The organism is Burkholderia sp. SIMBA_051 (genome assembly GCF_046534915.1).
In the GTDB taxonomy this organism is placed as follows: domain Bacteria; phylum Pseudomonadota; class Gammaproteobacteria; order Burkholderiales; family Burkholderiaceae; genus Burkholderia; species Burkholderia ambifaria.
Window position 1 is genome coordinate 514,354 of sequence record NZ_JAWRXS010000006.1, and the last position, 24,212, is coordinate 538,565.

16 protein-coding genes and 1 pseudogene are annotated in these 24,212 nt (G+C 58.7%); 12 read left to right on the forward strand and 5 right to left on the reverse strand.

Annotation, left to right across the window (positions count from 1 at the left end):
* Positions 1 to 7: 7 nt before the first annotated feature.
* Positions 8 to 862, reverse strand: coding sequence for a helix-turn-helix domain-containing protein (locus SB771_RS18040; RefSeq protein WP_011659048.1), 855 nt, complete (start codon positions 860 to 862; stop codon positions 8 to 10).
* Positions 863 to 1,399: 537 nt separating this feature from the next.
* Between SB771_RS18040 and SB771_RS18045 the strand changes: the two genes are divergently transcribed.
* Both SB771_RS18045 and SB771_RS18050 read left to right on the forward strand, forming a co-directional pair.
* Positions 1,400 to 1,609, forward strand: a complete 210-nt coding sequence (locus SB771_RS18045; protein ID WP_006759801.1) for a hypothetical protein — start codon at positions 1,400 to 1,402, stop codon at positions 1,607 to 1,609.
* Positions 1,610 to 1,892: 283 nt separating this feature from the next.
* A complete protein-coding gene (locus tag SB771_RS18050; protein ID WP_126225594.1) occupies positions 1,893 to 2,168 on the forward strand; it encodes a hypothetical protein in 276 nt (91 codons plus the stop codon).
* A gap of 129 nt (positions 2,169 to 2,297) precedes the next feature.
* Here SB771_RS18050 and SB771_RS18055 read toward each other — a convergent pair whose 3' ends face one another.
* Positions 2,298 to 2,495 (reverse strand): hypothetical protein, encoded by a 198-nt coding sequence (locus SB771_RS18055; RefSeq protein WP_175658689.1) that lies wholly within the window; start codon positions 2,493 to 2,495, stop codon positions 2,298 to 2,300.
* Positions 2,496 to 2,523: 28 nt separating this feature from the next.
* Positions 2,524 to 3,171 carry a hypothetical protein gene (locus SB771_RS18060; RefSeq protein WP_175659058.1) on the reverse strand — a complete coding sequence of 216 codons (648 nt, stop codon included), beginning with the start codon at positions 3,169 to 3,171 and terminating at the stop codon, positions 2,524 to 2,526.
* A 249-nt stretch (positions 3,172 to 3,420) separates the two neighbouring features.
* On the opposite strand from SB771_RS18060, the gene SB771_RS18065 reads away from it, so the two are divergent.
* The 7 genes from SB771_RS18065 (at position 3,421) to SB771_RS18095 (ending at position 18,279) form a co-directional block, all read left to right on the forward strand.
* Positions 3,421 to 4,755, forward strand: a complete 1,335-nt coding sequence (locus tag SB771_RS18065; protein ID WP_175654598.1) for an NAD(P)/FAD-dependent oxidoreductase — start codon at positions 3,421 to 3,423, stop codon at positions 4,753 to 4,755.
* A gap of 126 nt (positions 4,756 to 4,881) precedes the next feature.
* Positions 4,882 to 5,976: a potassium channel family protein gene (locus SB771_RS18070; protein WP_175705323.1), complete on the forward strand. Its 1,095-nt coding sequence runs from the start codon at positions 4,882 to 4,884 to the stop codon at positions 5,974 to 5,976.
* A gap of 218 nt (positions 5,977 to 6,194) precedes the next feature.
* Entirely contained in the window at positions 6,195 to 7,229 is a 1,035-nt protein-coding gene (locus SB771_RS18075; RefSeq protein WP_175705324.1) for a hypothetical protein, read from the forward strand.
* Between the two features lie 3,235 nt (positions 7,230 to 10,464).
* Positions 10,465 to 10,659 carry a type II toxin-antitoxin system HicA family toxin gene (locus SB771_RS18080; protein WP_012367237.1) on the forward strand — a complete coding sequence of 65 codons (195 nt, stop codon included), beginning with the start codon at positions 10,465 to 10,467 and terminating at the stop codon, positions 10,657 to 10,659.
* Between the two features lie 66 nt (positions 10,660 to 10,725).
* Positions 10,726 to 11,139 carry a type II toxin-antitoxin system HicB family antitoxin gene (locus tag SB771_RS18085; protein ID WP_012367238.1) on the forward strand — a complete coding sequence of 138 codons (414 nt, stop codon included), beginning with the start codon at positions 10,726 to 10,728 and terminating at the stop codon, positions 11,137 to 11,139.
* A gap of 425 nt (positions 11,140 to 11,564) precedes the next feature.
* Positions 11,565 to 17,450, forward strand: a complete 5,886-nt coding sequence (locus SB771_RS18090) for an ATP-binding protein (protein WP_244096766.1) — start codon at positions 11,565 to 11,567, stop codon at positions 17,448 to 17,450.
* A gap of 109 nt (positions 17,451 to 17,559) precedes the next feature.
* Positions 17,560 to 18,279, forward strand: coding sequence for a hypothetical protein (locus SB771_RS18095; RefSeq protein ID WP_175705326.1), 720 nt, complete (start codon positions 17,560 to 17,562; stop codon positions 18,277 to 18,279).
* A gap of 819 nt (positions 18,280 to 19,098) precedes the next feature.
* Here the strand turns inward: SB771_RS18095 and SB771_RS18100 are convergent.
* Positions 19,099 to 20,022, reverse strand: coding sequence for a LysR family transcriptional regulator (locus tag SB771_RS18100; RefSeq protein ID WP_175705327.1), 924 nt, complete (start codon positions 20,020 to 20,022; stop codon positions 19,099 to 19,101).
* Between the two features lie 716 nt (positions 20,023 to 20,738).
* Between SB771_RS18100 and SB771_RS18105 the strand changes: the two genes are divergently transcribed.
* From SB771_RS18105 to SB771_RS18115, 3 genes and pseudogenes are all read left to right on the forward strand, one after another.
* Positions 20,739 to 20,882: an H-NS family nucleoid-associated regulatory protein gene (locus SB771_RS18105; protein ID WP_410721810.1), complete on the forward strand. Its 144-nt coding sequence runs from the start codon at positions 20,739 to 20,741 to the stop codon at positions 20,880 to 20,882.
* A gap of 563 nt (positions 20,883 to 21,445) precedes the next feature.
* The gene (locus tag SB771_RS18110; protein ID WP_175705329.1) at positions 21,446 to 22,114 is read left to right on the forward strand and encodes a response regulator transcription factor; all 669 of its coding nucleotides are present in this window, start codon (positions 21,446 to 21,448) and stop codon (positions 22,112 to 22,114) included.
* A gap of 1,121 nt (positions 22,115 to 23,235) precedes the next feature.
* Positions 23,236 to 23,922, forward strand: a pseudogene (locus SB771_RS18115) (ESPR-type extended signal peptide-containing protein); the annotation flags it as partial.
* A gap of 8 nt (positions 23,923 to 23,930) precedes the next feature.
* On the opposite strand, the gene SB771_RS18120 reads toward SB771_RS18115, so the two are convergent.
* The coding region (locus SB771_RS18120; protein WP_410721812.1) for a hypothetical protein at positions 23,931 to 24,212 on the reverse strand (282 nt) is incomplete at its 5' end.

Here is a 24,212-nt window from a genome sequence, read left to right on the forward strand (position 1 = left end):
GCGGGCGTTACCCGCGTGCGAGCCGTTTTGCGAGATCGGCGCTGAGGATCGCCATGCGCGCGGGTTTTTCGTAGCAGACGACGTCGAACGCGCGGATCACTTCGCTGATGTCCGCTTCGCTCGCGCGGCCCGTGAGCAGGTCGCCCGTCAGCACGAAGATCGGCGCGCCCGGATTGTCGGACGTGCGCACCGCCTTGATCGCGGTGGCGGCCGTGCTGCCGTCGAACAGCCATTCGGTGACGACCGCGTCGAACGCCTGGCCCTGCAGCGCATCGACGAACGGTGCGAGGCCGTCGAACGCGGCCGTCGCGAAACCCTGCCGTTCGAGATAGCGGCACAGCTCGGTCGCGCTGACGCGATCGGGATCGATCACCGCGACGACGAGCTTGTCGCTCTCCGCGCGACGCGGATAGATCTCGATCTTGTGCACGTCGTAGGCGTTCTGGTACAGCACGCCCGTATGGCGCAGCACGCGCCAGCGGCCGTTCTGTTCATAGGCGACGAACTCGGGGCGCGCGCCCGCTTCGAGCGGCGCGCCAATCCATGCGGTGCACGGAATTTCGGCGACGCCGGCGTACAGCACCGCCTCCTGCGAATAGGCGCCGACCATGCCGGGGTCGAGCGTTTGCGCGCCGAACAGTTGTGCGGCGGGCTCGCCGTAGGCTTCGGCGACTTTCTTGATTTGCGCGAGCGTCCAGGGGCTGCTGCCGCGCAACTTGCGGTGACCTTGCGAAAAGCTCAGGTCGAGGATGCGGCACAGCTCGGTGGTCTGCTGGCGCTTGCCGATGCCGTTGCGGGTCATTAGCTCGCGCACGCGCTCGGCAACCGCGAGGGAATCCGTGGTGATTGCTTCAGTGGTCATGCTACGGGAACGGATCTTGACGTTCAGAACGACGCCTTGCGGCAGTCTCGGCGGACAGTCTTGACGACGTCCAGTGGCGAGCCGACCGGCCACGCGCGGAAAAGATAACTTTACCGCAAAACGACGGCCATTCCATGTCGCGAAAGGTGCGTTTGTGTGAAAGGTGTGTCACGACGTTACGGCGGCCCGGCGGCTTCCATCGCGCGCCAATGGCCCGTTCGCAACCGTCGGGCGCGGATCGCGCGGTGCCGGGACACGATTCCTCGCAGGGCGGCGCCTAATCTTACGACGCGGCCCGCGGGATGCACCAGCGCAGGGCGTTTCGCGGTCCGGAGCGCGCGCTCAGGTCGCTTCCCGTCGACAAATATTTACATCACACTGCGCGTCATGCGGTCGGGCGGAACCGCATCTTATACGCGGATCGTTTGATGGTTTAGTCTAATGAATTCCCTGCGGATACCTTTTCGGGAGCGTGCGTGCATGAACGCGGCGGGGCGCCATGCTACGATTTCGCCGTCTCAAAAAAGCGTTGATGCGATGCAGAAGAAATTTGTGATGCGCGGGTACGAGATGAACTGCGAACCGCGCGTGACGGAGGACGGCAAGTACGCCGCCCAGGTCGAGGTCACGAAGCTGGGTTTCAGCCGCGAGGCGGCCTTCCGCAAGCTGGGCGAATTCGATACCGAAGCCGAAGCCGTCGCCTATGCGAAAAAATTCTCCGAAGAATGGCTGAGCCGCTACGCGTAGCGCGACATTTGCCCGTGCAAGACGGGCGTCGGCCTGACCGGCGCGTGCCTGCGCGTTGAGTCCCGCGGCCCCCGCGCGGGCGGCCCCATTCACAGCGAAACCACGACGAACGCCACCGATTGCGCGGCGTGGACGACGCGCGCCGTTCGCGGATGGCGGCGCGTGACCGTCTTCGATTCATCTCTGACGGTTGTCAATATTCGGGGAAGTTTGTAGATTCATTCCCCACACTGTGAGGTATCGTTTGACGATCGATTGACGGCAACGCAATGGGAGACTGCGAATGAGCACGTTGTGCATGCAGACCGTCGTTCACGGTAAAACTGTACGGGTCATGTTGTCGCTGGAGCGTCGTACCGCCAGGATCGACATCGTCGATGGCGACGCGGGCAGCCATCCGCCTCGCACGATGAGCATCGAACAGTACATCAAAGCCGGTATGGCGGACGACGAAATCGCCCGGCATGTGCTGGAAGTCGTCGCGATGTCGCTCGAGCAGCTTGCTCGGCTGCAGCCGTTCGATCGCGCGGCGCGCGCACGAATGCATTATTCACACTGATCACACCGATGCCGGGGGTGCGGGGTGGCTGCCCCGACGCGAGCCGCGCATTCCGACCTTCCGTATCGATCTCGGGTTGCGATTTGCAACGGGCTGCGCGCGAGCGCGATCGTGCGCACGTAGCCTCGCTTATCGCGCCTTCAGCATTTCGTCCGCGAGCCGATACGCGGTGACCGCGCGCTTGGATTCGTAATCGGCGATCGTCGATACGTTGCGGCCGGCGTCTCGTGACAGCAATGACGCAAGGGCCTTGATTACATGGCGAGCAGCGGATCTTTTACGTTGTGAAGTACTAATGAGATGCGCATTGCGCTCCATCGCGATCATTGATCCATTGCCGCCGAATGCGATCGCCTTACGCCGGCATATACATGAACGGCTCGCCGTCCTCCCGCTCCACGGAAAGCAGCCGCTGGAGTTGATCGAGCGCGAACAACTGCTTTCCCTCCGCCGCCGCTTCGGCGATCGCGGCATCGACCAGTTTCCTTGCCCGCGCGAGAATCACGGATCGCTGACGCGCGATCTCGAGCACCATGCGTTGCTCGATGTTCTGACGGCTCGATTGCTTGTCGCTCAGGTGACGCCAGCGATCGCGAAGCTCGGCCCAGGTGACGCGCTGAAATTCCGGAATCGTGCGCGGGAGCGTGCCCGCTTCCGGGGGCTCGGGCTCGGCGCGCAATGCACAGCGCAGGGCCTCGCGCGCGCGCCACTCGTCTGAAAACGGCGCATACACATCACGCGAGCGACCGATCGGATTCGCGCGCGCGATTTCGTTTTCGAGCAGGTAATTCAGCCGCCGCAGCGCGGAGCCATGCGCGAGCATGCCGGGGTCGAGCACGCGGATCCGGCGCGAGGCGTCCGCGACATGAGCCTTCAGTTCCCACAGCGTTAGGCGAAGATGCTGCACTTCGAGTATCAGGCGCTGCACGTCTGCATAGGTGCACTTCGTCCACCACCCGGTGAGATCGTTCAGCTTCGGGGGATCGAATGGGGGGAGGATCATTTCTGTTGCAGCGACACTGTATGGATATACAGTTTATCGCGCGGTAACATAGCGCCGTCAAGGCGAAAAAATGGGGACGGCCGATCGGCGACAATGACCGGCGGCCGGACCGCGGCCGGCGGGCTGAACCGCTCGCCGGCCTTCCCGCGTGTTCGCCCAAGCCACACCCGGAACCCGACAGCATGATCCGGTGCCCGCCATCGCGAACGTCGATGGATGCGCCGGATGGATCGACGCCAACAGAGAACAATGACGACAACTTATCCGCTGCACGATGCATTGACGCACGCCGACACGGCGTTTCCGGCCGAAGCCGACATCGTGATCGCCGGCGCCGGCATCATGGGCTGCGCGGCCGCGTACTACCTCGGCCTGCGCGGCCTGAAGGCCGTGGTGCTCGACAAGTCGCGCATCGCCGGCCAGCAATCGACTCGCGCGTGGGGCTTCGTGCGGCAGCAGGGCCGCGAGTCGGCCGAAGTGCCGCTGATGATGGCCGGCATGCGGATCTGGGAAGGGCTCGAGCAGGCGCTCGGCTTCGACCTCGAATGGCGGCAGGGCGGTTGCCTCTATATGGCGGACAACGACGACGACTGGGCGTCGTTCCAGGCGTGGCTCGCCGTCGCGCGCGAGCACGGGCTCGACACGCGCACGCTCACGCGCGCGGAAATCGACGAGCGCGTGCGCGGCCTGTCGACGCAGGCGCGTACGCTCGGCGGGCTCTATACCGCGACCGACGGGCAGGCCGAGCCGCGCCGCGTGGCCGCCGCGTTCGCGGCGCGCGCCACCGAAGCCGGCGCGCGCTTCTTCGAAGGCTGCGGCGTGACGGCGATCGAGACGGCTGGCGGCGCGGTCGTCGGCGTCGTGACCGAGCGCGGCACGATCCGCACCCGGCGCGTGATCTGCGCGGCCGGCGCGACCAGCTTCCGGCTGCTCGACGGCATCGGCATCCGGCTGCCGCAGCAGGCCGTGCGCGGCACCTGCATGCGTACCAACGTGTTGCCCGACGTGTCCGCGTCGACGATCTGGGGGCACGGCCTCGGCATTCGGCAACGCAGGAACGGCACGATCAATCTCGCCGACGACATGCAGGTCGACGTCGACCTGACGCTCGGCCATCTGCGCGGCTTGAGCCTGTTCTGGCCGCAGTTCTGGTCGCAGCGCGAGAAATTCCGGCTGCATCTGAATGCGGCGGCGTGGCGCGATGCGTGCGCGCGCATCGGCGGCGCGGCCGGGCCGATCGAGCCGCGCGATCCGCAGCCGCAGCCGAATCGTGCGCATGCGCCGCGCGCGCTCGCGAAGCTGAAGGCGATCTTTCCCGCGCTGAAGGACGCGCAGATCGTCGAGGCATGGGGCGGCCTGATCGACGTGCTGCCCGACGGGATTCCGGTGATCGACGCGCCCGGCACGCCGTCCGGGCTCGCGATCGCCACCGGCTTCTGCGGGCACGGCTTCGCGATGGGGCCGATCGTCGGGCGGCTGCTGGCCGAATGGGTCGATACGGGCGAGCCGTCGCTCGACCTGTCGGCGTTCCGTGCCCGGCGTTTCGTCGACGGAACGATGGTCCGGCCGCGCAGCATGCTGTAGCGTCCGTTGCGGAGGGGCGGTAGCGGAGGGCCGGTAGCGGACGGCCGGTAGCGGAGGACCGCTTACGGACGCGCCCGCATCTTCCCGTCGTAGAATCGAGCCCGCATCCTTCAGGAGAATCCCCCGTTGGCAACGCCTTCCGCCAAACGTCGCCCGTTGCGCTCACGCCTGCGTCGTACCCGTGATCCGTGGCGGGCGCCGCGCGCACGCACGCTGTTCACGCGCCCCGCGACGTCGCCGCACCACACGCTGTTGTTCCGACTCGGCGCGGTCGTGGCGCTGTGCATGCTCGCGTTTCTCGTGCTGTATCTCGATCGCGACGGCCTGCGCGATTCGACCAAGAGCACGCCGATGAGCGTCGCCGATCTCGTGTACTTCACGATGGTCACGGTCGCGACGGTCGGCTATGGCGACATCGTGCCGGTCACCGCGCGCGCGCGTCTGATCGATGCGTTCTTCATCGTGCCGATCCGTATCGGCATCTGGTTCATCTTCCTGGGCACGGCGTATCAGTTCGTGATCCAGCGCGTCATCGAGGAATTCCGCATGAAACGCCTGCAGAAGCAGCTGTCCGATCACATCGTCGTGTGCGGCTACGGCCTGTCGGGGTCGATCGCCGTGCGCGAGCTGCTGGAGAGCGGCGTCGATCCGTCGACGATCATCGTGATCGATGCGCAGCAGCAGGCGCTCGAGGCCGCGACGTCACTCGGCGTGACGGGGCTGCTCGGCGATCCCGCGCATGAAGACTTGCTCCAGCAGGCGCAGGTGCGGGCGGCGAAGGCCGTGATCATCTCGGTGACCGACGATCCGACCGCGATCCTGCTGACGCTGTCGGTGCGCAGCATCGCACCCGAGACGAAGATCGTCGTGCGGATCCAGGAGAACCTGTATCAGCGGCAGTTGCGGCAGGCGGGCGCGGACGTGATCGTGTCATCGACGAAGATCGGCGCGCTGCTGCTCGCCGATGCGGTGCATAGCCGCTACATCGTGCCGTTCGTGAACGACATGCTGTCGACGCGCGGGCGGGCGACGCTGGTCGAGCGCGAGGCGTTGCCGCACGAGATCGGCTGCATGACGAACGTCGTGCCGGGCGCGATCGTCGTCGGGCTCGATCGCTGCGGGAAGATTCAGTCGTTCTACGAGGATCCGCCATGCCGGATCGAGACGGGCGATACGCTGGTCGTGATTCAGTCGGCCCGGATTCCGGATCCGGATGCGTAAAGGCGCTTTGAATTTTGTAAATTCATATAATTCAATGGGTTGAGTGTTTCAATTTCAATTGTATTGCTATCTTCTTCTTTATGTGTAGGCGCCATGTAGGCGCCCGGGAGCAACATCAATCCACGTCGATCTTCGTTAGAATCGATTGCTCGGAGCTGGGTTGTGCGGCAGGAAACTCGCAACAGGCGTATTTCTCAACGATTTTAATAAATTGGCCGATGCATCTTCATCAGGGTTACGTCTCGATAGCCGAGGTTGTTAAAGCGATTGCCATCTGTATAGCGCCACCTCCTAATTATGAAATGTTGGTGCGGCAGTGGGACGATGCGGATAGGCGTCCCATTGAGGTTCACGATACTTCTGCCGTACAGAAAGAGATGTTGGAGTGGCTGGAGCGACACAAGATGCGGGGGCTCTTGCCGACTATATCGGATGCATTCCGATATTCGGAGGCAGCCGCTGTTTTAGATCAGCATTTCCAGAATGCTCAAGAGCGAGGGCCGCGGTGGTTTGACGTGAGCGTGACGGGAAGGCCGAGACGAAGCGATGATGTACATAAAGAGGCTACGTCGATATTGCTGTATATGACCAAATCGTGGGTTCGATATGAGCGGGCATTCCATGAGGGGCGGTTGAATGGATGGCCAAACTGCGATTTCGATCATATTGAAGGTTTTTACGGTAGCGCTGAGGCCTATAAGCGGTTCGATGAGATTATGTTCGATCGTCGAGAGATAGTGATTTTTCTTGCGGAATTTGGAATTAAAAACTCGGGATTGGATCACGGGACTGGTGATGACGAGGTCGCGGTGTTGTCGAGCGACGATGGCGATGAATCGACCGAGAGCCAAGGGCCCTGGTTGTCAAATTCTGACTCGCTGATTCAAAAATTTTCGGATGCTGCCAAATGTGAGAGAAAGCGTGGCTTGTCGACAAATGAGATGGCGGCAGCATTCGGCGACACTGCTCATGACCGACACAAGACATCTCGGGACCACGCAGGATGGCTGCAGTATTTGCAGGGAAGTTTGCGACCTTGGGCAATGAACGAACGTATCAGAATCGCGCCAGGAGGTCCGGGGCGGGGCAGGTCGGCGGAATGGGACCCTGTCGAGTTTGCAAAGAAATATGTCAGCAAGGATTTCAATGGACGCTGGAGGGCGTTCAATGAGCGATTTGTCGGCGTGGATGCTCTGAAGCCTTGGCGTCAAGCTTGGATGCTTTGGGTGATAGAGCAGAAGGGCGAGGTTTGAGTAGCGTGACGCTAGTCGCAGGAAAACCCCGGATGGAAACCAGTGAAAATTAGCGTCGATTGCTTGTAAGTGATTGATTTGTTGAGAATAAAAACCCGGCTGGTTTTTTTGCTGAAGTGCCGGGTTTTAGAGTGCGCTCCATGTCATCTGCGGCGATCGATATCGATCGAAGTAGTTGACCGCACGAATGCAAACCGTGATTTCGTTTGCACACACTGGAGCGCAAGATGTCCTTTTCTTCCATCAGTCCGACCACGCTCGGGCTTCTTACCGAAGAGCTTGCAGATCAGGTCGGTTGCAAGCCTCGCACGATTCACAAACGCTATAGCCAGACAGGTTCGTATCACGGGGTGCGTCCTATCGGGAAGTTGCCTTCGCGTCGCCTTCTTTGGCCAGTAAATGCTGTTGAGCAATTGCTGGGGAAGCGCGTAGGCCTCTCGTTTAACTAAACCCCGTCGAATTTTCAGATAACTGGACTAGCAACTATGAATACTTTTGACCAGAATGAGCTCGCTGACCGCTCGCCTGCCGATAAATTTACTGCGTACTTGGGTGCAGTTACGAAAGACGCGCGCTCCTTTGCTTCTTGCGTACGAGCACATCACCTTGCTATCGAGAGGGCAATTCGTGACGGAGCCACACTGGAGGCGATCGCGCATGGCCTATCGCAAGCGTACGGTGTACGGGGCTCGTTGGCAGCATTGAAGTCTGCCTTGAATCGTATCCGGAGAATGAGGGAGGCAGAAATTGACCGGCAATGGTACGACCAGGTTGACCAGGAGCAGTACGGCGCGTCTGCGTTCCAAATGGCATCGCGCGGGAATCCCCATCAGGTGAATGGAGGAATGCCGCAGCAGGGCGGCCCCGCCGCTCGCCCTTATGGCATTCCGACGACACAGCATCTGCCGGGAGCGCCAGCGTCGATGCCGGACGGTGGGTTCCGTTCATTTCCCCCCTATGTAGCGCAGTATCAACCGGGCATCTACGAGTGCGGTCAAGGCCATCACAGGTACTAAGACAGCCACGATAACCATTCTATGTATAGCGGTGTACTTTGCCGCATCGCACAGCGGCGCGCCATCTGAGCGCGCCGCGTCCATATGCGTGCGTTGAAGCAGGCGTGCGGTTCGCAAACAGCAGGCCTACGCTGCGCGACGCTTCCGGCATGCGTTCTGTCTCAGCGGATCTGTCCGTACCTTGTTTGATACTTTGTGAATCCGCGGCGAATCTCAGCGAGATTCGGCGGATTTTTGCCGGATCCCAAGGCCTACTTCGTGGTGACTTCGTGCAATTCAGATGCATTCCGGATTCATGGTGGAAGCACGAACTCGACTGATTCCAGCAGTCGCTGCTTGTGAGGATCTATAGAGTAGCTAGGACCTGCATGTTGCTAGTCGATCTCCACGGTGGCATCGAGGCTCAGGGTAGGTTACACGGACGATCTATTCCCGGTGGACGAAGGCGGGCTTGCTGCGACATCTTGCCAGTGCCGATCGGGGGCCCTGTGGCCTGTTTAGAAGGGGCACAGCAGAGCCCGATTATGATGCGTGCCTTGACAGGATCCCGTGCGTAGAACAACCGCAAGTCCACGAACTACTCCTATCCATACGATAGGGCGTTCGCGCCCGATAGTGTGTACAGGAGTAGTTCGTGAACCACACAAAAAATTATTGTGTCGGGTGTCTATCTTATAGGTAGCGATGCTAGCGCATCGCATTCTTCCTCTTTCCTGATTCTTGGAGAGAGGAAGAACCTACGGAGTTGGTGAGAGGTCCACCCCCTGAGCGAGTGAAACGAAGCGATCAGACAAGCGAAGCGACCTATGTGCCCATAAGGGCACGGTCGCGGAGCGTTACCCTTTGATCGGTGACCCTCGAAGGTCACCGACTGATATTCCAAGCGGAACGAGGCCTCCTCGTGGAGCGCTACCTTATCGAGCCCCGGAGAGGGCGAGATCAGTCTTTTTTAATGACGAAGCGTCTTACTAGGAGAACGCGCAGCACCGTCTTCTGTTCGAAGTGACCGAGTTGGCTACAAGATTGGTCTTTAAAAATTGGCCATCTATCCACTCTATGTCGAACAGAAAGACGGGACATATTTGATTCGAGAGGCAAGATAGGGTGCAGCGTTCTGAACCGAATTGCGGCTCACATAGTTTGTAAGGGCTGCATCGACGAGGGCAAGGCATCCAAGATGCAGTGGATGCGTTTTGAGTAGTAGCCGTGACGGTGAGGCAGGCGAGCAAAAACGGATTGGATGGCACAAAGTGCAGACGTCGGCACAGCCAGATGATACCTATCAACGATCGGCTTGCGCCAATTAAAACTTGGAATGGTGACAGATCCGCTGAACCTGGCCGTGAGAACTAAAGGGGAACATAGTAAGGACTATGTCACCCTTCATTTCGGGACATCATTCGAAAGTCCTATGCTCGCCGCTCGCACAACTAAAGCCTCGCTTAAGGCTCGATTGAAGTTGTGGGTGCGGCCGTGTGACCGCCGCTCGGCGCGAGGGGACGCGGGATACAGGGCCCGAACCGATGCCGTGGGCCGGGCCAGTCGGCCCCGGGGAACAGTCGGCCCGTAAGACCGGAACTCGAACCGGGCAGCCAGCGCGAGTATTCCCAACCATCTCAGGCCGATCACCACCGCCGTGCCACGGCTGACGAGGCGTTCGGTGGTCAGCGCACTGCAGCGCGATGTTCAGCCACGATTCCAAGCGGCACGAGTTTGAGCGCGGTCAGGATGCCGGGCGGCACCAGATCGCGTCATCGAGCAGCACGATCACAGGGATAAAGTCAGGGGTGAGGTCGATCGACGAAGGCCAAACGAAGGCCACCGCGGTCATGGTATGGACCAGCGATTGTGAGGCCCACTCGCCCCGTTAGATCCGCGAACTGAATGAGCAACGACGTGGCACCCGACGCAACTGCGAACGGGTCAGCGGCTGCACGCCGCTTGTCGCAGTCAACGCAGCGCTGGGGACTTTCAGCTAGGGCAGCACTTCCTTCGCCCCGAAGGCAGGCGGGGGAATCCCTGCGGGAGATGATGGCCCGTACAGCGCCGCTCCACGAGTTGGAAAGGCTTCTTCCGGGGCTGACTCCGCTGGTGTTTTTACACACCGGATACACAAATTTTACCTTGCATTTCTCTGCGGTGTGTATAGACTACACATCGGGTGAGGCGAAAAGGGGTGCGTATGGCGACAGCTTTGGCGAAGGATACGGTGCGGCGTTATGGATTCGAGAACAGTGATACGGCGGCTTGAGCAGGATGGATGGGTACAGAAGCGGGTGAAGGGTAGTCATCATCACTTCAGGCACCCGAGCAAGCCAGGCACGGTAACGGTGCCGCATCCAGAGAAAGACCTCACGATTGCGACGCTGAAAAGCATCGAGAGGCAATCTGGTTTAACACTCACCGGGCAGTAAGGCCGGTGGCTACAACGGACCCCGAGGGCCGCAACCGGTCAGCGGGTTCCAGACAAGGAGTTGGATGTGAGATTTTTCGTCGCTGTCGACAAGCAAGAGGGCACCGATTATGGCGTTGTCGTACCGGATTTTCCGGGCTGCAACTCATGGGGCACGACGCTCGAACAAGCGCTCGAAAACACGCAAGAGGCTATCGAGGGATGGGTTGAAACTTCCGTCGAGGCGGGGGACGAAGTTCGCTTCGAGCCCACGTCGTTTGAGGAACTTCGCGACAACCCGGACTATGCCGGCTCATTTTGGGCTGTCGTAGACATTGATCCTTCGAAATTTGATATGAAGCCAGAGCGTGTGAATATCAGTTTGCCGCGCTTCGTGCTTACACAGATTGACGCCTTCGCGGAGGCCCACAAGGAAACGCGTAGCGGCTTTCTTGTTCGTGCAGCACTAGAAGCCATTCGGCACGAGCAGACAGCCGTCTGATTGAAAAAAGCCCTGCCGGAGCGGGGCACGGAGTATCCGTACCTGGCCTACTTGGGTTCGGTCTGATCCGGCCCCCGCAACGAATCCCGGATACCCGCTTTGGATTAAGAGCCGCGCAGCGGGTTTTGTCGTTTCTGGTGCCTTGTGACGAAGTTTGTGCTGTCTCAGTCGTGCGCGGAGTTTCGACCTTCAGTCTATGTGACGACTGGGCATCGTGATCACGAAAACAATCGTTGTAACTCAGCTTGAACTCATACAGCATGTCTGCAACTGCGGATTCGAATAATAAGTCGCGTGTAGAGGTTCATGCGACGCCTCCGGCTGAAGGAGAGCGACGAGCCCTCCGAGGGTATGTTGGCCAGTATGAGAAAGCTGGCGCAGCCATTTACGGCGCGCTTGAGAGCAATCAACTGCGGTGGGTTGGCGTGGCCGATCGCAGTGCGGGTATCGCTGACGACTTGGTGCTCGGATTCGACGGGTTGGTGGTCGGCCACCAATTCAAGACTTCCAAGTTTCCAGGCACTTTCACGGTCGAGACAATATTTACCGGGGCGGACGGCCTGCTGAAGCCGCTGATCCATGCTTGGCGGTGTTTGAGCAAGGACAACCCTGGTGCCCGCGTCGAGATCCGTCTGGTCGTGAATGACATTCCGTCAGTTAACGACAAGCATGGCGACGCCTCTCCCCCACACAGCGCAGCATTCCTGGAGGAGTTTGAACGTTTCCCCTATCGCTCATTGCAGGAATGGCGGCTCTCCGGCTGGAGCCGCCTGGTAGATCTGCTGCTACGCGCGTCGGGGTTGAACGAAGCCGAGTTCGAACGGTTCCTGCACAGCCTGCGTGTGGTGCATGGCGCTGCGGCGGATTTCGTTCAGTCTCACAAGCTTAGCGCCGAACAGTCTCGACTGGCCTTGGAAATTGCCAGAACGCTGCCGAAGCTGGTTACTGATACCAGAGACAAGGACAGGTGGTCCCGAGACAAACTCCTGCAGGAGCTCGGATGGCGGGATCCGGCAAAGACGTTGTACATCCATAGGTTTCCGGTGGGAGCCTACGTGCAGCGCAACCGTGACACGGAGGTCTCCTTGCTCGAGGCGTTGCGTGCCGTCGACCAAGGTTACCTTTTACTCATAGGTCCGCCCGGCTCGGGCAAGTCGACCCTGCTACAGGTAGCGCTGGCCACAGAGCCGAACATGCGCTTGGTGCGCTACCTAGCCTATGTGCCGGGTGCTGCTCAGGGCGTGGGGCGTGGCGAGGCCGACAGTTTCTTTGAGGACGTCGACACGCAATTGCGCAACGGTGGCTTGGTCGGACTGCGTCTACGCGACAACTCGCTGCACGAGCGCCGGGAACAGTTTGGCGTCCTCCTGAAGCAAGCTGGCGAACGCTACGAGAGAGACGGGATACGCACCATTATCGTCGTTGATGGACTCGATCACGTACCGCGGGAAGAGCGGCCGACGCACTCATTGCTGAGTGAGTTGCCGCTTCCTGCTGCCATCCCCATTGGCGTCACGTTCGTGCTTGGCACTCAGCGCCTGGATCTCGCGCATCTGAAGCCAGCGGTCAAAGAGCAGGCGGAGAAGAGCGGGCGGCTTGTTCGGATGCGGCCCCTCGGTCGTGAAGCGGTTGCGCGAATGGCCGATGCACTTGGCCTTGAGCCAGAGATTTCCCGCTTAGCTGTGAGCAACCTCAGTCATGGACATCCGCTGGCGACTCGGTACCTGATTCAGGCGCTGTTGCACGCTGACGATGTGGGCCGCAAGCACTTGCTCGCCGGCGGGATGGCGTTCGACGGGGACATCGAGTCTGTCTACACGTCCGCCTGGCGGGAGATCGCTGGCGACAGCGATGCCATGGACGTGCTGGGTTTCATCGCCAGAGCGGAAGCGCCTATCCCGCTACAGCTGTTGGCCACGGTCGTAGCAGAGCATGCGATAGAGCGGGCTCTGGTAGTCGCACGCCATCTGCTACGTGAAACATCGCAAGGGTGGAGTGTGTTTCACAACAGTTTTCGGCTGTTTGTGATTGCTCAGCCGCGTATGCGGCTCGGCAGCATAGATGCTGACTACTCCCAACGCATCTACCGCGACCTCGCACAGTTGGTCAAAAGTGCTCCGCCGGAGTCTTCGCAACGATGGCTTGAATTGCGCTACCGGGCTCGCGCTGGTGACCGAGACGATGTCTTGACGTTGGCTACGCCTGATCGCTTCCGGCAACAACTGGCAGCAGGTTGCCCGATATCCGATATCTACGCCGATATCAGCCTCGCATTATTTGCCGCCCGCTCGACGCTCGATGCAACCGTCTTAACGAGGCTCCTCCTATGCCGTGATGAAGTGGGCCGGCGTGAGAATGCGCTGGAGTATGCCGATCGGCTGCCGCTGGCAATGCTGGCTGTCGGCGACCTCGACGCCGCCGTCTCCTTCGTGCAGGATTTCCCAAGTAGAGGCTACGAAGTTGTTGACGCCTTGCTGGAGCGCGGCGATTTCGACCGTGCGAAGGATCTATTTGAGACCCTCGAGCCGTTATCGCAACTGCACACGTCGAAGTTCCAGCACCACGGCGACCAGCACAACGTCAAAGAGTTCGAGAAGTGGTCGCGGCGTGCCATCCACTTCCGAGATGCTGAACAGATCCAGCAGTCGATTGATCACTTGGCCACCGAAGGCATGAGGCAGACGCCGGAGGCAGCCTCCGAAGAGACAATCGCCGCTGTAAAGCGGCACCTTCGGCGAGAGGCTGCGGAGGCCATGCTTCTGCATGATGGGGCGGGTCCTGAGGAGCTCTGCGACAAGCTCGGGGTTGCCGCTGAAGATAGGCCATCCGTGATGGTTCACGCCGGGCTCGCCGCATATGAACGCGGCAACTCTGCGCAGGCACTCGCTTTGTTCGATGCGGCCTCACAGCGACCAGGATTTGACGAAGTTTCCAACGGACTGCGTCGCTCCGTGGCACTTGTTGCCGTGACGTCAGGCCGCCACGAACTCGCCTCAGCCATATTCGAGAAACTGGTTGCGCCCATGGTTTCAATGGGCGACGACGACATTGATCTCTCAGGACTGAGTGACTTGGTAGGCGCGGTGATGCATCACGCGAGGCTATGCACATTACTTGAGCAACCGTTGCCGTATGCCGCGCTCTCTAAGCATCCATCCTGGCAGCCTATCCAGACGTACGCCTCCAAAGTCGGCATACTTCTTGGGCGCGTCGCGAAGGATCGTTCTTCAGTGTGCGCTGGCGACGTCCAGATGCTAGCCCGCAACGCAATGGGATACGTATTGCGACTAAGCCCCAAAGCGGGCGGTGACTTCTATCGCATCCAACAAGCCGTGAAGGCGATGCCGGTGTTTGCTCGTGCCCTTCTCAAGGTCGCGGCCAAATGTGGTGAGTCGGTGTACCGTGCAGTCCTTCGAGTGATTGATGAGGCAATTGCGACATCAACTCTGAACGGTACCTGGTACCTCCGGCGGAGGTTGGCAGTCGCGGCGTATCGGATTGACGGAGACCGCGCAGCCGCAGTAGCTCGGCTTGACGCCCTCGCGGGGGAGCTTCAGGAAGACACCCCGAGTGGGCAGCTCGACGGATTGGCTGATCTGGCTATGTCGTTCGTTGCGGTCGGCGATGTTGAACGCGCAAAGCTTGTACTGGCAACCGTGCCCGAACAATGTCTCGGGTACGCGCTACCCCCCAAGAAGGATCCGCAGTACGCCATCTGGCGGGACATCATGGTCCTTGCGAACGGCCTTGATCCGGAGCAACGGGCTCAGCGGGTTTCACTTCTCATGCGCCAGGTCGCAGGCATGACAGAGACCGAAGGGTCATCCGCAGCATATCGAATGACCATGTCGCTCATCGATGAAGCGATGCAAGTTGGTCCTCGCTTCGGGTTAGACGTATCAAAGTCGCTTGCAGACTGGCACTTGATCTCGTGGTCCAACCGCGTCGACTTGCTGATGATCGGGATGGTCCGTCGACGTCCAGAGATCTTCATGGCATGCGCTACGGTTTGGTGTGGACTGTGCTTGCCGTTCTACATGGAGCCGTACTACCGCGACCCGGACCACATTGGTGACTTCATTGACGTCGCCGCCGACGCAGCAGGTCCGAGACAAATTGCCCAGCTAACACAGATGCTGCTGGGCGCGATCGAAGTGGCCGGCCGAGCGCACGAGCGGCTCGCACTGCTCCAACGTCTTCGCACCGCCGCCGCCAAGCATGGTTTGAAGTCAGCCAAGCTGGATGCCGCTGTGGTGCGCTGGTCGTCAGAAGCACCAGAGCCCCGTCATTCCTATACGCCGAGCAAGTATGATTCGGCGGCGACTCTTGAGGAGCTTGAGCGCGCGTTTGAGGCAGACGGCGACGAGTTGAACTACAACGCTCCCTCCCGCTTTGCGGCCCTAGCTGAATCTGCTTCTCTCGATCTCGCCCAGCGAATGTATGAGCGTTGGGACAGCCTGCAATCCGATGCGCGCTGCCGCTTTCTGCTGGTTAAGCGGCTTGTTGAGGCCGGTGACGTTGAGTATGCGAAGAAGCTGGTGCTCGGCTACGAGCACAGCAAGGATCCCTGGAGCTCATGGAGTCAGTGGATGGGGGGCGGCAAGTTCCGCTACTTTGAGGCGCGACGGCTGCTCGACGGCGAGAGCATGCGTCGCGCCGCATTTGAGAGTCTTGTGGATTCTGTAGCGGCTGGCCAAGAGAACACGCAATCGCTGCTCACTGAGCTTGATTCGATCTTGCCGGTGATCAGTGCGGCGCCGGACTGGCCGGCAATCTGGTCGCTATTGGCGGAGCAGATGGCTTGCACGCGCGAGTTCCAACTTGGAAAACCTTTCGAGCCGGCTGCAGAGCCGCTGAGTGACGAGGATATCCTGGAGGAGCTGCTGCACTTTGCTCTGCGGCTGCCAGTCACCGAAGTTCAACGGCACGCGCGAAACTGCGCCCTGAAGCTGGCTGTGCAATCGACCCATGGCGAAGCGATATTCGAACGAGTCATCCGACGTCTCCTTGGTGGCGACTTGGACGCGCCACTGCAAGCACTTCAGACCATGCTTGTGGGCAAGCTCGATCGTCTCGCGCCCCTACTAGGCCCCATCGTGGCCACACTCGTGAACCACAGGGATTTCGCAGTGGCGGAAGCTGCTACGTTGCTAGCGAATCGTTGGGGTATTCCCGTCTCGTTGGATGCACAACAGCTGCCGCTTTTCTACAAACTCGAGCTCGTTGGCTCACTGGAGGGAGGCCGCACGTTGACGGATGAAAGAACGGGCGCCATGCGCGTGGAGTCAGAGCTCGGATGGACGCAGATGTTGCGCGACACTGCGCAGGCGCTCGCGAAAGCGGCAGACGTTAGCGAGCTGACGATCCGGCGGAGGGCTGCCATGTTCGTCCAAGAATGGGGCGGCCTTGAAGCGTTTGGGCCACAGGCGGTCACGCGCCTTGAAGGTCAGTTGCACGCCCTTGACATGCAGATCACATATCTGAAGCCCCATGCCATGATTGGTGTGATAGCGCTTCGTCATGTGGCAGGAGAGCTCCGCCAAGCAGGACTGCTAAAACCCCGTGACATGCCAATGCTTCTGGAGCGCCTGAATGCGCCAACTCCGCCTCAACCCCTATCGCTTCCGCAGGTGCGCCCGATAGGAGTGCGCCGGCCGCTCGTCGCCCGGGACGCTGGCTGGACAGAGGGTGAGAGACAGTGGACGGAAGGCGTTGGGGATGACATCGCTATTTGGTCAGCCCAGCCCGGCGAGCATGTCGTCGCAGAGGTTTCACGATTCAAAATCCACAAGCCTCGGCAAGCAGAACTTCTGCTTCACCGTATTCGCGCCCCAGAAGCTCCTATCGATGATGAGAAGTTTGATGACTGCTATCAGCAGTTGCCTGCCGCTGTCTGGATAAGCCGGGTTGTGCCGCTAGACGACGAACTGGCGCCGACACTCATTAGAAGGCTAGTCTGTTCAATCGACTTCGGCCTTGACGCGGCGACCTATTCCGTCGTGCTCTGTCCCAACTGGTTGCGCCGACTCCAGTGGCGTGCGCACGCAGATGCCACTGGAGCTTACATCGACGCCAGTGGGTCCATCGTAGCAAGGGTTGTCTGGTGGCGGGATGCAGGACCGGTGGATATCGATGACGATTCGATCTGGGGTGAGGGGTGCTACGTAGCATTGACCAAAGCGGGTCTGGCGCAGTTCGCGGCGAAGCGGGGAATGGTTGTCCTCAACGTTTTTGCGAGCCGAGAGGTCAGGAAGCCGCGCGGGGACGGCGAGGGGTTCTTCGAGAATGCCAAGAATAGCTATTCAATCTGATTTTCCAACATCCTTTCGACGCAAGTCGATGTTCACGAGTTGACTCAGCGCTGGAATGGTCGAGGAAGATCCGGTGTCGTCGCTGCACAGCTTTGAATAAGGATCCGACATGAACACGATCGACCCAAGGATGCCGCTGGCCCTGCGGCTGCGTCGCCGGTTCGCGCGTATAAGGCAGTTCGGCTGGCGTCACCTGATGCTCAGCGCACTATTGTTCACTGTGACGTCCCAGCTTTACGACGCAGCCATGGGCGCACGTCGCGCGGCGAAACTAGGTGACCCAGTCACGCGCGCCACGCGCGCTGCCGTGCGTGCATTCTTTCACCATTCCGATGCTGTCTCTGTGCTGGAGCATGCCCTCAGCGGTGTAGGGTACGCGCTTGTCGGCGCGGCCCTGCTGCAGTTCTTCTATTTCGTCTACTGGCCGCTGACGCCGCAGGCAGTCGAAACGCCGCGTTGGCTGCGATGGGTCTGGATTTTTGCGGCCGCCGCGACCGCTGTCGCCCTGATCCTGCGAGTCGCCTACGTTGGAACCGGCGCCGCGATGGCTGTCCTCACCGCGCTCGGCGTGGCGGCGATGCTTGTGCGGCATGCGCGTGTCGCCCGCGTCGCGCATTCAGCGCCGCAGTGGTTCATCGGAATCGCCGGCGCCGCCGTCTGGTGCAATTTCGATCTCGCGTGGAAGGTGTCGGAATGGCCAACCACGCACGACACGTTCGGTGTTGTGTTGGCGCATTTGCTGGCCAGTGCGACGACGTTGATGGTGTGCAGCGTCGCGAGCGGGGCGGCAGTGCGGCGGTGCGCATGGCTCCAGCCGGGGGGAACCTGACTTGGTCTTGCTGAGCGTGGCACTCGTCCACCGTGAGTTGTGCCCGCGCGCGCCTCGAGGGTTGTTGCCGTTCGACGTTTCTGATAACAGTGACCACAGATACTGCTAATGGGTAAACTCGTGGTAGCGCCGTCAGTAAAGGCTGAGAACGATGCTCTTTTCGTGTCCCCACGCGTTGCGCTCATGCAACAAAGGGGGGTATATGTGCGAAGATTTTGCTAATGCGCCTTCAGGAGCTTGCAATGTCAGATGTGGCTCACGAGCGGCGTAGTGAGGAAAGTCGCTCGTGACAAGAGCATGGCGTGCACGTAACCCATGATCAACAAATTGGGTGCGTGCACAACGATACATCCCTCATCACAAGCCGGGGGGGGCGCGACTTTAATGCTTGTTTTCCAGGGTGGTGGAGGCGGTGCACATTGAGCCTTGGCGCACGCGTATGCCGCGCTTTAACACCATCGTTTGGAATTCAGCGCACCTCATGGAAGCACTTTGGCAACGGCCTGCCGCTGCTCATTTCCTCAGCTTGACGTTCCCGCTCCACGTTAGCGGAATCACTGGACACGATTAGCGCTCGAACGGACACCATTAGCAGTATCTACGAACTTCAACACCGGCGTCCTCGACTACGATGCTGAGTCAGGGCTTCGCGACGGCGCGCTCGGTGACAACTTTAATGCGCGACGCGCAATGTCATGAGTTCACGTCGGTTTTGCTGCTTACCACCGGTGCCGGACGGCGAAGTGACATTTTTACTTCGCAAACGGTGACGACGTTAATTTGGGCTACGGCCATCTAGTTACACCCGCACCACAATCGTCACCGTGTCTGCGTCTCGAGGTCCCAAGTCCTCAGGTACGCACCGAGAAACTGTGCGAAGCCTTCAGCAGGTGGTGACAACGACCGGTTCGCGGGACGGTAAATGCATACCTCGCGGATCGTCTCTGGCTCGATCACGCGGCGCATTGTCAGGCCGAACGTGTGTGCTAGCGGTTTCACATAGGCGGGGGCCAGCAAGACCGCGAGCCCTTGCGCGGCGAGGCCGAACGCCGTCGTAACGTTATCAACAACTTCGACCGGCGAAATTCGGGAATGACTTGGCTGATCAGCAAGCATTTGCGCGACGCTTGTTTCATGTTCGCGACCGCTCGAAACGATGGGGGTGTCGCGAAGATCCTGCCAGCGTACCCGACGCCGGCGTGCAAGCGGATGATCTTGTGCACACCACAGTACCCACGGAGTCGGAAAAAGGGCTTCACATTGTACGCGCGCGCCGGTGGCTCGGTCGGGCCCGATCGCTAGTTCAACATCGCCATTTGCGACGCGATCTACCAATTGCTCTACGCCGGTATCGACTATGCGTACCACGACTTTCGGCTGCAGGGCCCGGTAGCCCGCAATGGCATAAGGCAATGCAGTGCTCGCCAGAACGAGCGGCGCGCCAACACGTACGATACCAGCCGCGCGATTGCGAATATCGCTTGCGGCCTGCTCGGCGGCATGCAGATGGCGGAGTACCGATTCCGCTGACGGCAAAAAATCTCGACCCGCCGAGGAGAGATGCACGCGCCGTGTCGTGCGATCGAATAGTCGAAAGCCGAGCTCGCGCTCCAGTTCCGCGAGCAACTGGCTGACGGCGGAGGACGTCAGCCCTAGCCGTGTCGCCGCACCGGCGATGCTGTTCAGATCGACAATGGCGAGAAACGCCTCGAATTGTCTGATGGTAACGCGTGTAAGAGCCATCTAAGTATTATAAAGAGATGCTAACGAATCATCAAAAATTGACTGATTGTTGTCCGGTCGTCGTTCGCTGACACTAGGACACCGCCAAACTGTAGCGGCAGCGATCCGCAAACTAACGCCGCAGTCGTATACAAGGGTCTCCCCGACCGTCGTACTCTCTGTGAACCGTGCGGCTTTTTCGGTGTGCACGATTCCTGCACGAGTGAAGCAAGTTCGACTATCGATCCAAATTTCCACGACCGCAGAGCGTTGCCGCTGAGGCCGATGCTCCAAGACGGCCGAGGAAGTTGGCGTCGATCGGTGCGTCGTTGAATGCGACGATTTTCATGTTTTGGAATTTCTTTCGATACAGGCGCATTGCAAATCTGATTCGGAGTCGGGGCACGCCCAATACTTTACGGGTCGATAATTTCGAGCTAGGTAGTATTCGGCAGATGGGCGTGTCGAAGTGAACTCTGTTTGGCTGTGAGTCGATATCGACACGCTTCGCTCTTGAGTTTTATAAATTATGATTATTAGCGGGCAGGAATATATCGGTGCTGGGGTGACTTGAAACTATGATGGAGTCTTGGAGCAATTACCTGGTTTAAAAAGCAAGACTGGAGCCGCAGCTTGAGATGGAAAGAAGACGGCTGTTTGAATCGGTTCTTTCCGAGATAGTGAAGTGCGTCAGGATTTTTGGAATAACGGAGCGCGACATATTCGAGTCCGAGTTAATGGGGATTCGAAAGCGTAGAAAGGCAAAATATTTCGATCCTGTTACGGGCAGCACATGGTCCGGAGTGGGGCGTGAACCACACTGGATTAAAGGGCGGGACAAGAGGAAATTTGTTACAGATGAAGAAGACTCGAAGCAATGAGGGGGCTGGTAGTAGTCGGACCGTATTTGCAACGAGCTCGTTGCGTTCGTAAAAGTTTGAGAGCGCGAGAATTAATTTCTTAGATTGCTAGTAATGGAGGCGGGCGACCTTATGCCGATCGTCGTGAAAGATTGTGAAGTGAGGTGGCGGTGGGGTCGAACAAGAGGCGTCGTGCGATTTCTTCAGTATCGTCTTGACTACCGAAATTGCGTCTGACGGCAAGTTCACTTCTCCGTGCCCAATGCTTGGACGGAGGCAGAGCAAGATGAATTCTGAATAGACGCTTCAGCTTGCACGGCAATGGCTGCAGCTGGATCTGAACAGGATTGTCCAGTCTAGTACGTAAGCTCCTGGATCAATCGTATAACTATGCATTGCTTGGGCCGCCATCGAACTCTCACAGCAACGCTTTAAACAAAGGTTACATTTATGCCCTATTGTGGGGCGATTTCGTGACAAGAATTCAGTGTTGACTATAGAAATCTCCGTGAGAATACTCCCTCACTGGCGGGTTATTGCATTCGCATTTCTGTTCGTAATGGTTTGAAAGTATGAGAACTTTGGTGATTGATGGTGACGGAGCGAACGGTCTTATACCGACCGTCTTGCGAGAGCATGGATGTGAGGTGACGGCGATGGAGAGCCGGGAAAATGCTGTACGCCTTCTGCAGCAAACGATGTTCGATTTTGTAATCTTGGCATGGACCTTCCCGAATGGATCGGCATCCAACGTGCTCCGTTGGATCCGAACAAATCTTGGCCAGCAGATACCGGTTGCTGTGTTAATGGACGAATTTGCGGGAGAAGAGATCGCGGAGGCATTAAATGCTGGTGCTGACGACGTCATAAAGAAATCGGTTGGGCGAATCGAATTGGTTGCTCGGATGAACGCACTTGTGCGAAGGACATTTCTTACAGGTGGGGATGGCCTCGCAATTCATGTGGGCGGATATCTCATACCCAACACTGGCACTTGTATTTACATTAACGGAAATGCCGTTCGTGTGACGAGAAGGGAAATGGATATTATCGTTTTGTTGTTTCGGAACATTGGGCGGATTATTCCGCGGAAGCATTTAATCGAGGCGATATGGGGTCAGGACGGAGATATGGTCTCGCGGTCATTGGATACTCATATGTATCGCGTTCGTAACAAGCTGAAGTTGAATGATCAAAATGGATTGATGCTGAGATCGGTGTTCGCGATTGGGTATAAACTTGAGAGTTGCTGATTTGGTGATCTTGAAAGCAGATGGTTCCTGGTTCGATTGGTATTGAGTGGTGGGAAATTCGATAATTAAGATATTTCCATTGGAGGTGAAATTGAAATATCGCCTATCCTGACTAATGTATATTTTTGTATAAATGCCATCAAGCTGACGTTTGGGCGGTCGCGATTGTAAGCCTACACACTGCGGTTCGTTCGAATCGTTCGAATCGTTCGATGTGGTAAAACATCGCCTTTCTGATGTTCAGTTCCCACCTTAGGCTAGATATTGGCGGCCCGGGGGTATGCTCCTGGGTATTCAGAATCCGGCTGTAACGAGGTACAGCCTCCTTCGTTCTGCAGCGCTTCAGCCGAAGTAAATTAGTTTTTTTGATTGGTTGAAATTATGGCGAATTATGAGGCTGTGCATGCGAGGTGATGCGACTCCGTCGTAGTCTGCCGGGGCTTATGGGCGACTTCGCGAATTTTCATACATTGGTTCTTGAAGTTTTGCACAATTTGTCAAATGCCGAGATGCTCGTCAATTTGACATTATTCGTGCGTTCACACGAAATGTTGAGCGCCGGCTCAGTACGCGTCGTATCGTTAGCGGAAAAATTCTCCCAAGCGTGTGGTTCTTGAGAACGAATACGCTGCTCAGCGCTGTCTCAATTCCTGAAGCCGCTTCTTACGCGAAGCCCTCTTCGGAGCTCAAAGATCATGCTGGAAGATCGCGAGGTAAATCCGAGGTAGAAATTTCAATCCGCGTGGCAGTACGCGTCTCTGTATCAGAGTCGGATAGTTCGGTTTACTCGTCACTTGACGTGCTGCCATCGCCTCCTCTATTTCTTTCGCCGTTTTCCATTTGTCCGTTGCTTGCAGCGGTCAATATGCATCAGCTGGACAAACGTTGAACTCCATCAACCTCGCTTTAACCAAGAATGACATTTATGCCCAATTCCGGGGCAGTTTCGTGACAAGAATTCAGCGCTCGCTGCCGCTATCGCCGGGAGAATACTTCGTAACTGGTGGGTCGAATGCGCTTTACTCACCGTTAGTTCGCCAGGTCGCCTACATATTATTCGTCTAACGAATATCGGGCTGGACTATGGCGTTGATTTTTACGCAATAACGGCGGGGTAATTGATGAATAAGAGTTACAGAACAATATGGAATGAGGCGCTCGGAGCCTGGGTCGCTGCCTCGGAAATCGATTCGGCGCGTGGGAAGCCGAGCAAGCGAGCAGCAATCGCGATAGTGGCGATGCCCCTGATGTTGGCGTCCCAGGTAGCATTCGCCCAATACTCGGGTGGATTCTTGTCTAATGCTCAGGGATCCGGGAGTATTGCGATTGGCGGGAACGGAGCTGCGACCAACGCGTGGTCAAACGACGACGTGGCGATCGGCTCGGGGGCTGGTGCTGACTCGCGAGCGGCGACCGGTGGCACTTTCCAACCGGCTACTGCTGTCGGATATGCGAGCTATGCGGCTGTCTATGGGGCCGCATTTGGGGCTCAAGCATGGGCTTCGGGCACGAATGCCACGGCCATTGGCTCGACTGCTACCGCGACCGCAGCGGGAGGCACGGCAATCGGTTTCGGAGCAAGTGCCGGGAACAACAATGCTGTTGCTCTCGGGTCGGGATCGGTGACGTCCGCTGCAGTTGCTACCACGGGTGTTACGCTTAACGGGACGACATATAGTTTCGCGGGCTCAACCCCCAGTTCGACGGTGAGTGTAGGCGCTACTGGCGCAGAAAGAACAATTACGAATGTCGCCGCAGGCCGGATTACCGCGGCGAGCACTGATGCGGTCAATGGATCACAGCTTTACGCTACGAATCAGGCGTTAACGGCAGTCGGATCGAGTGTGACTAGCCTTTCTACGGCTGTGGTTGCCGCCACTGCTGCGACCAGCTCGATCACGTCACTTTCTACATCGCTTAGTAGCACAAATAGCTCAGTCTCGTCGCTTTCAACTGGGGTGAGCGCGACGAACAGCACGGTGAACTCGCTGTCGACGTCGGCGTCGACGGGGATCAGCACTGCGCAGAGCGGCGTGACGTCGTTGTCGACGGGGCTGAGCTCGACCAACAGCTCGGTGACCTCGCTGTCGACGTCGGC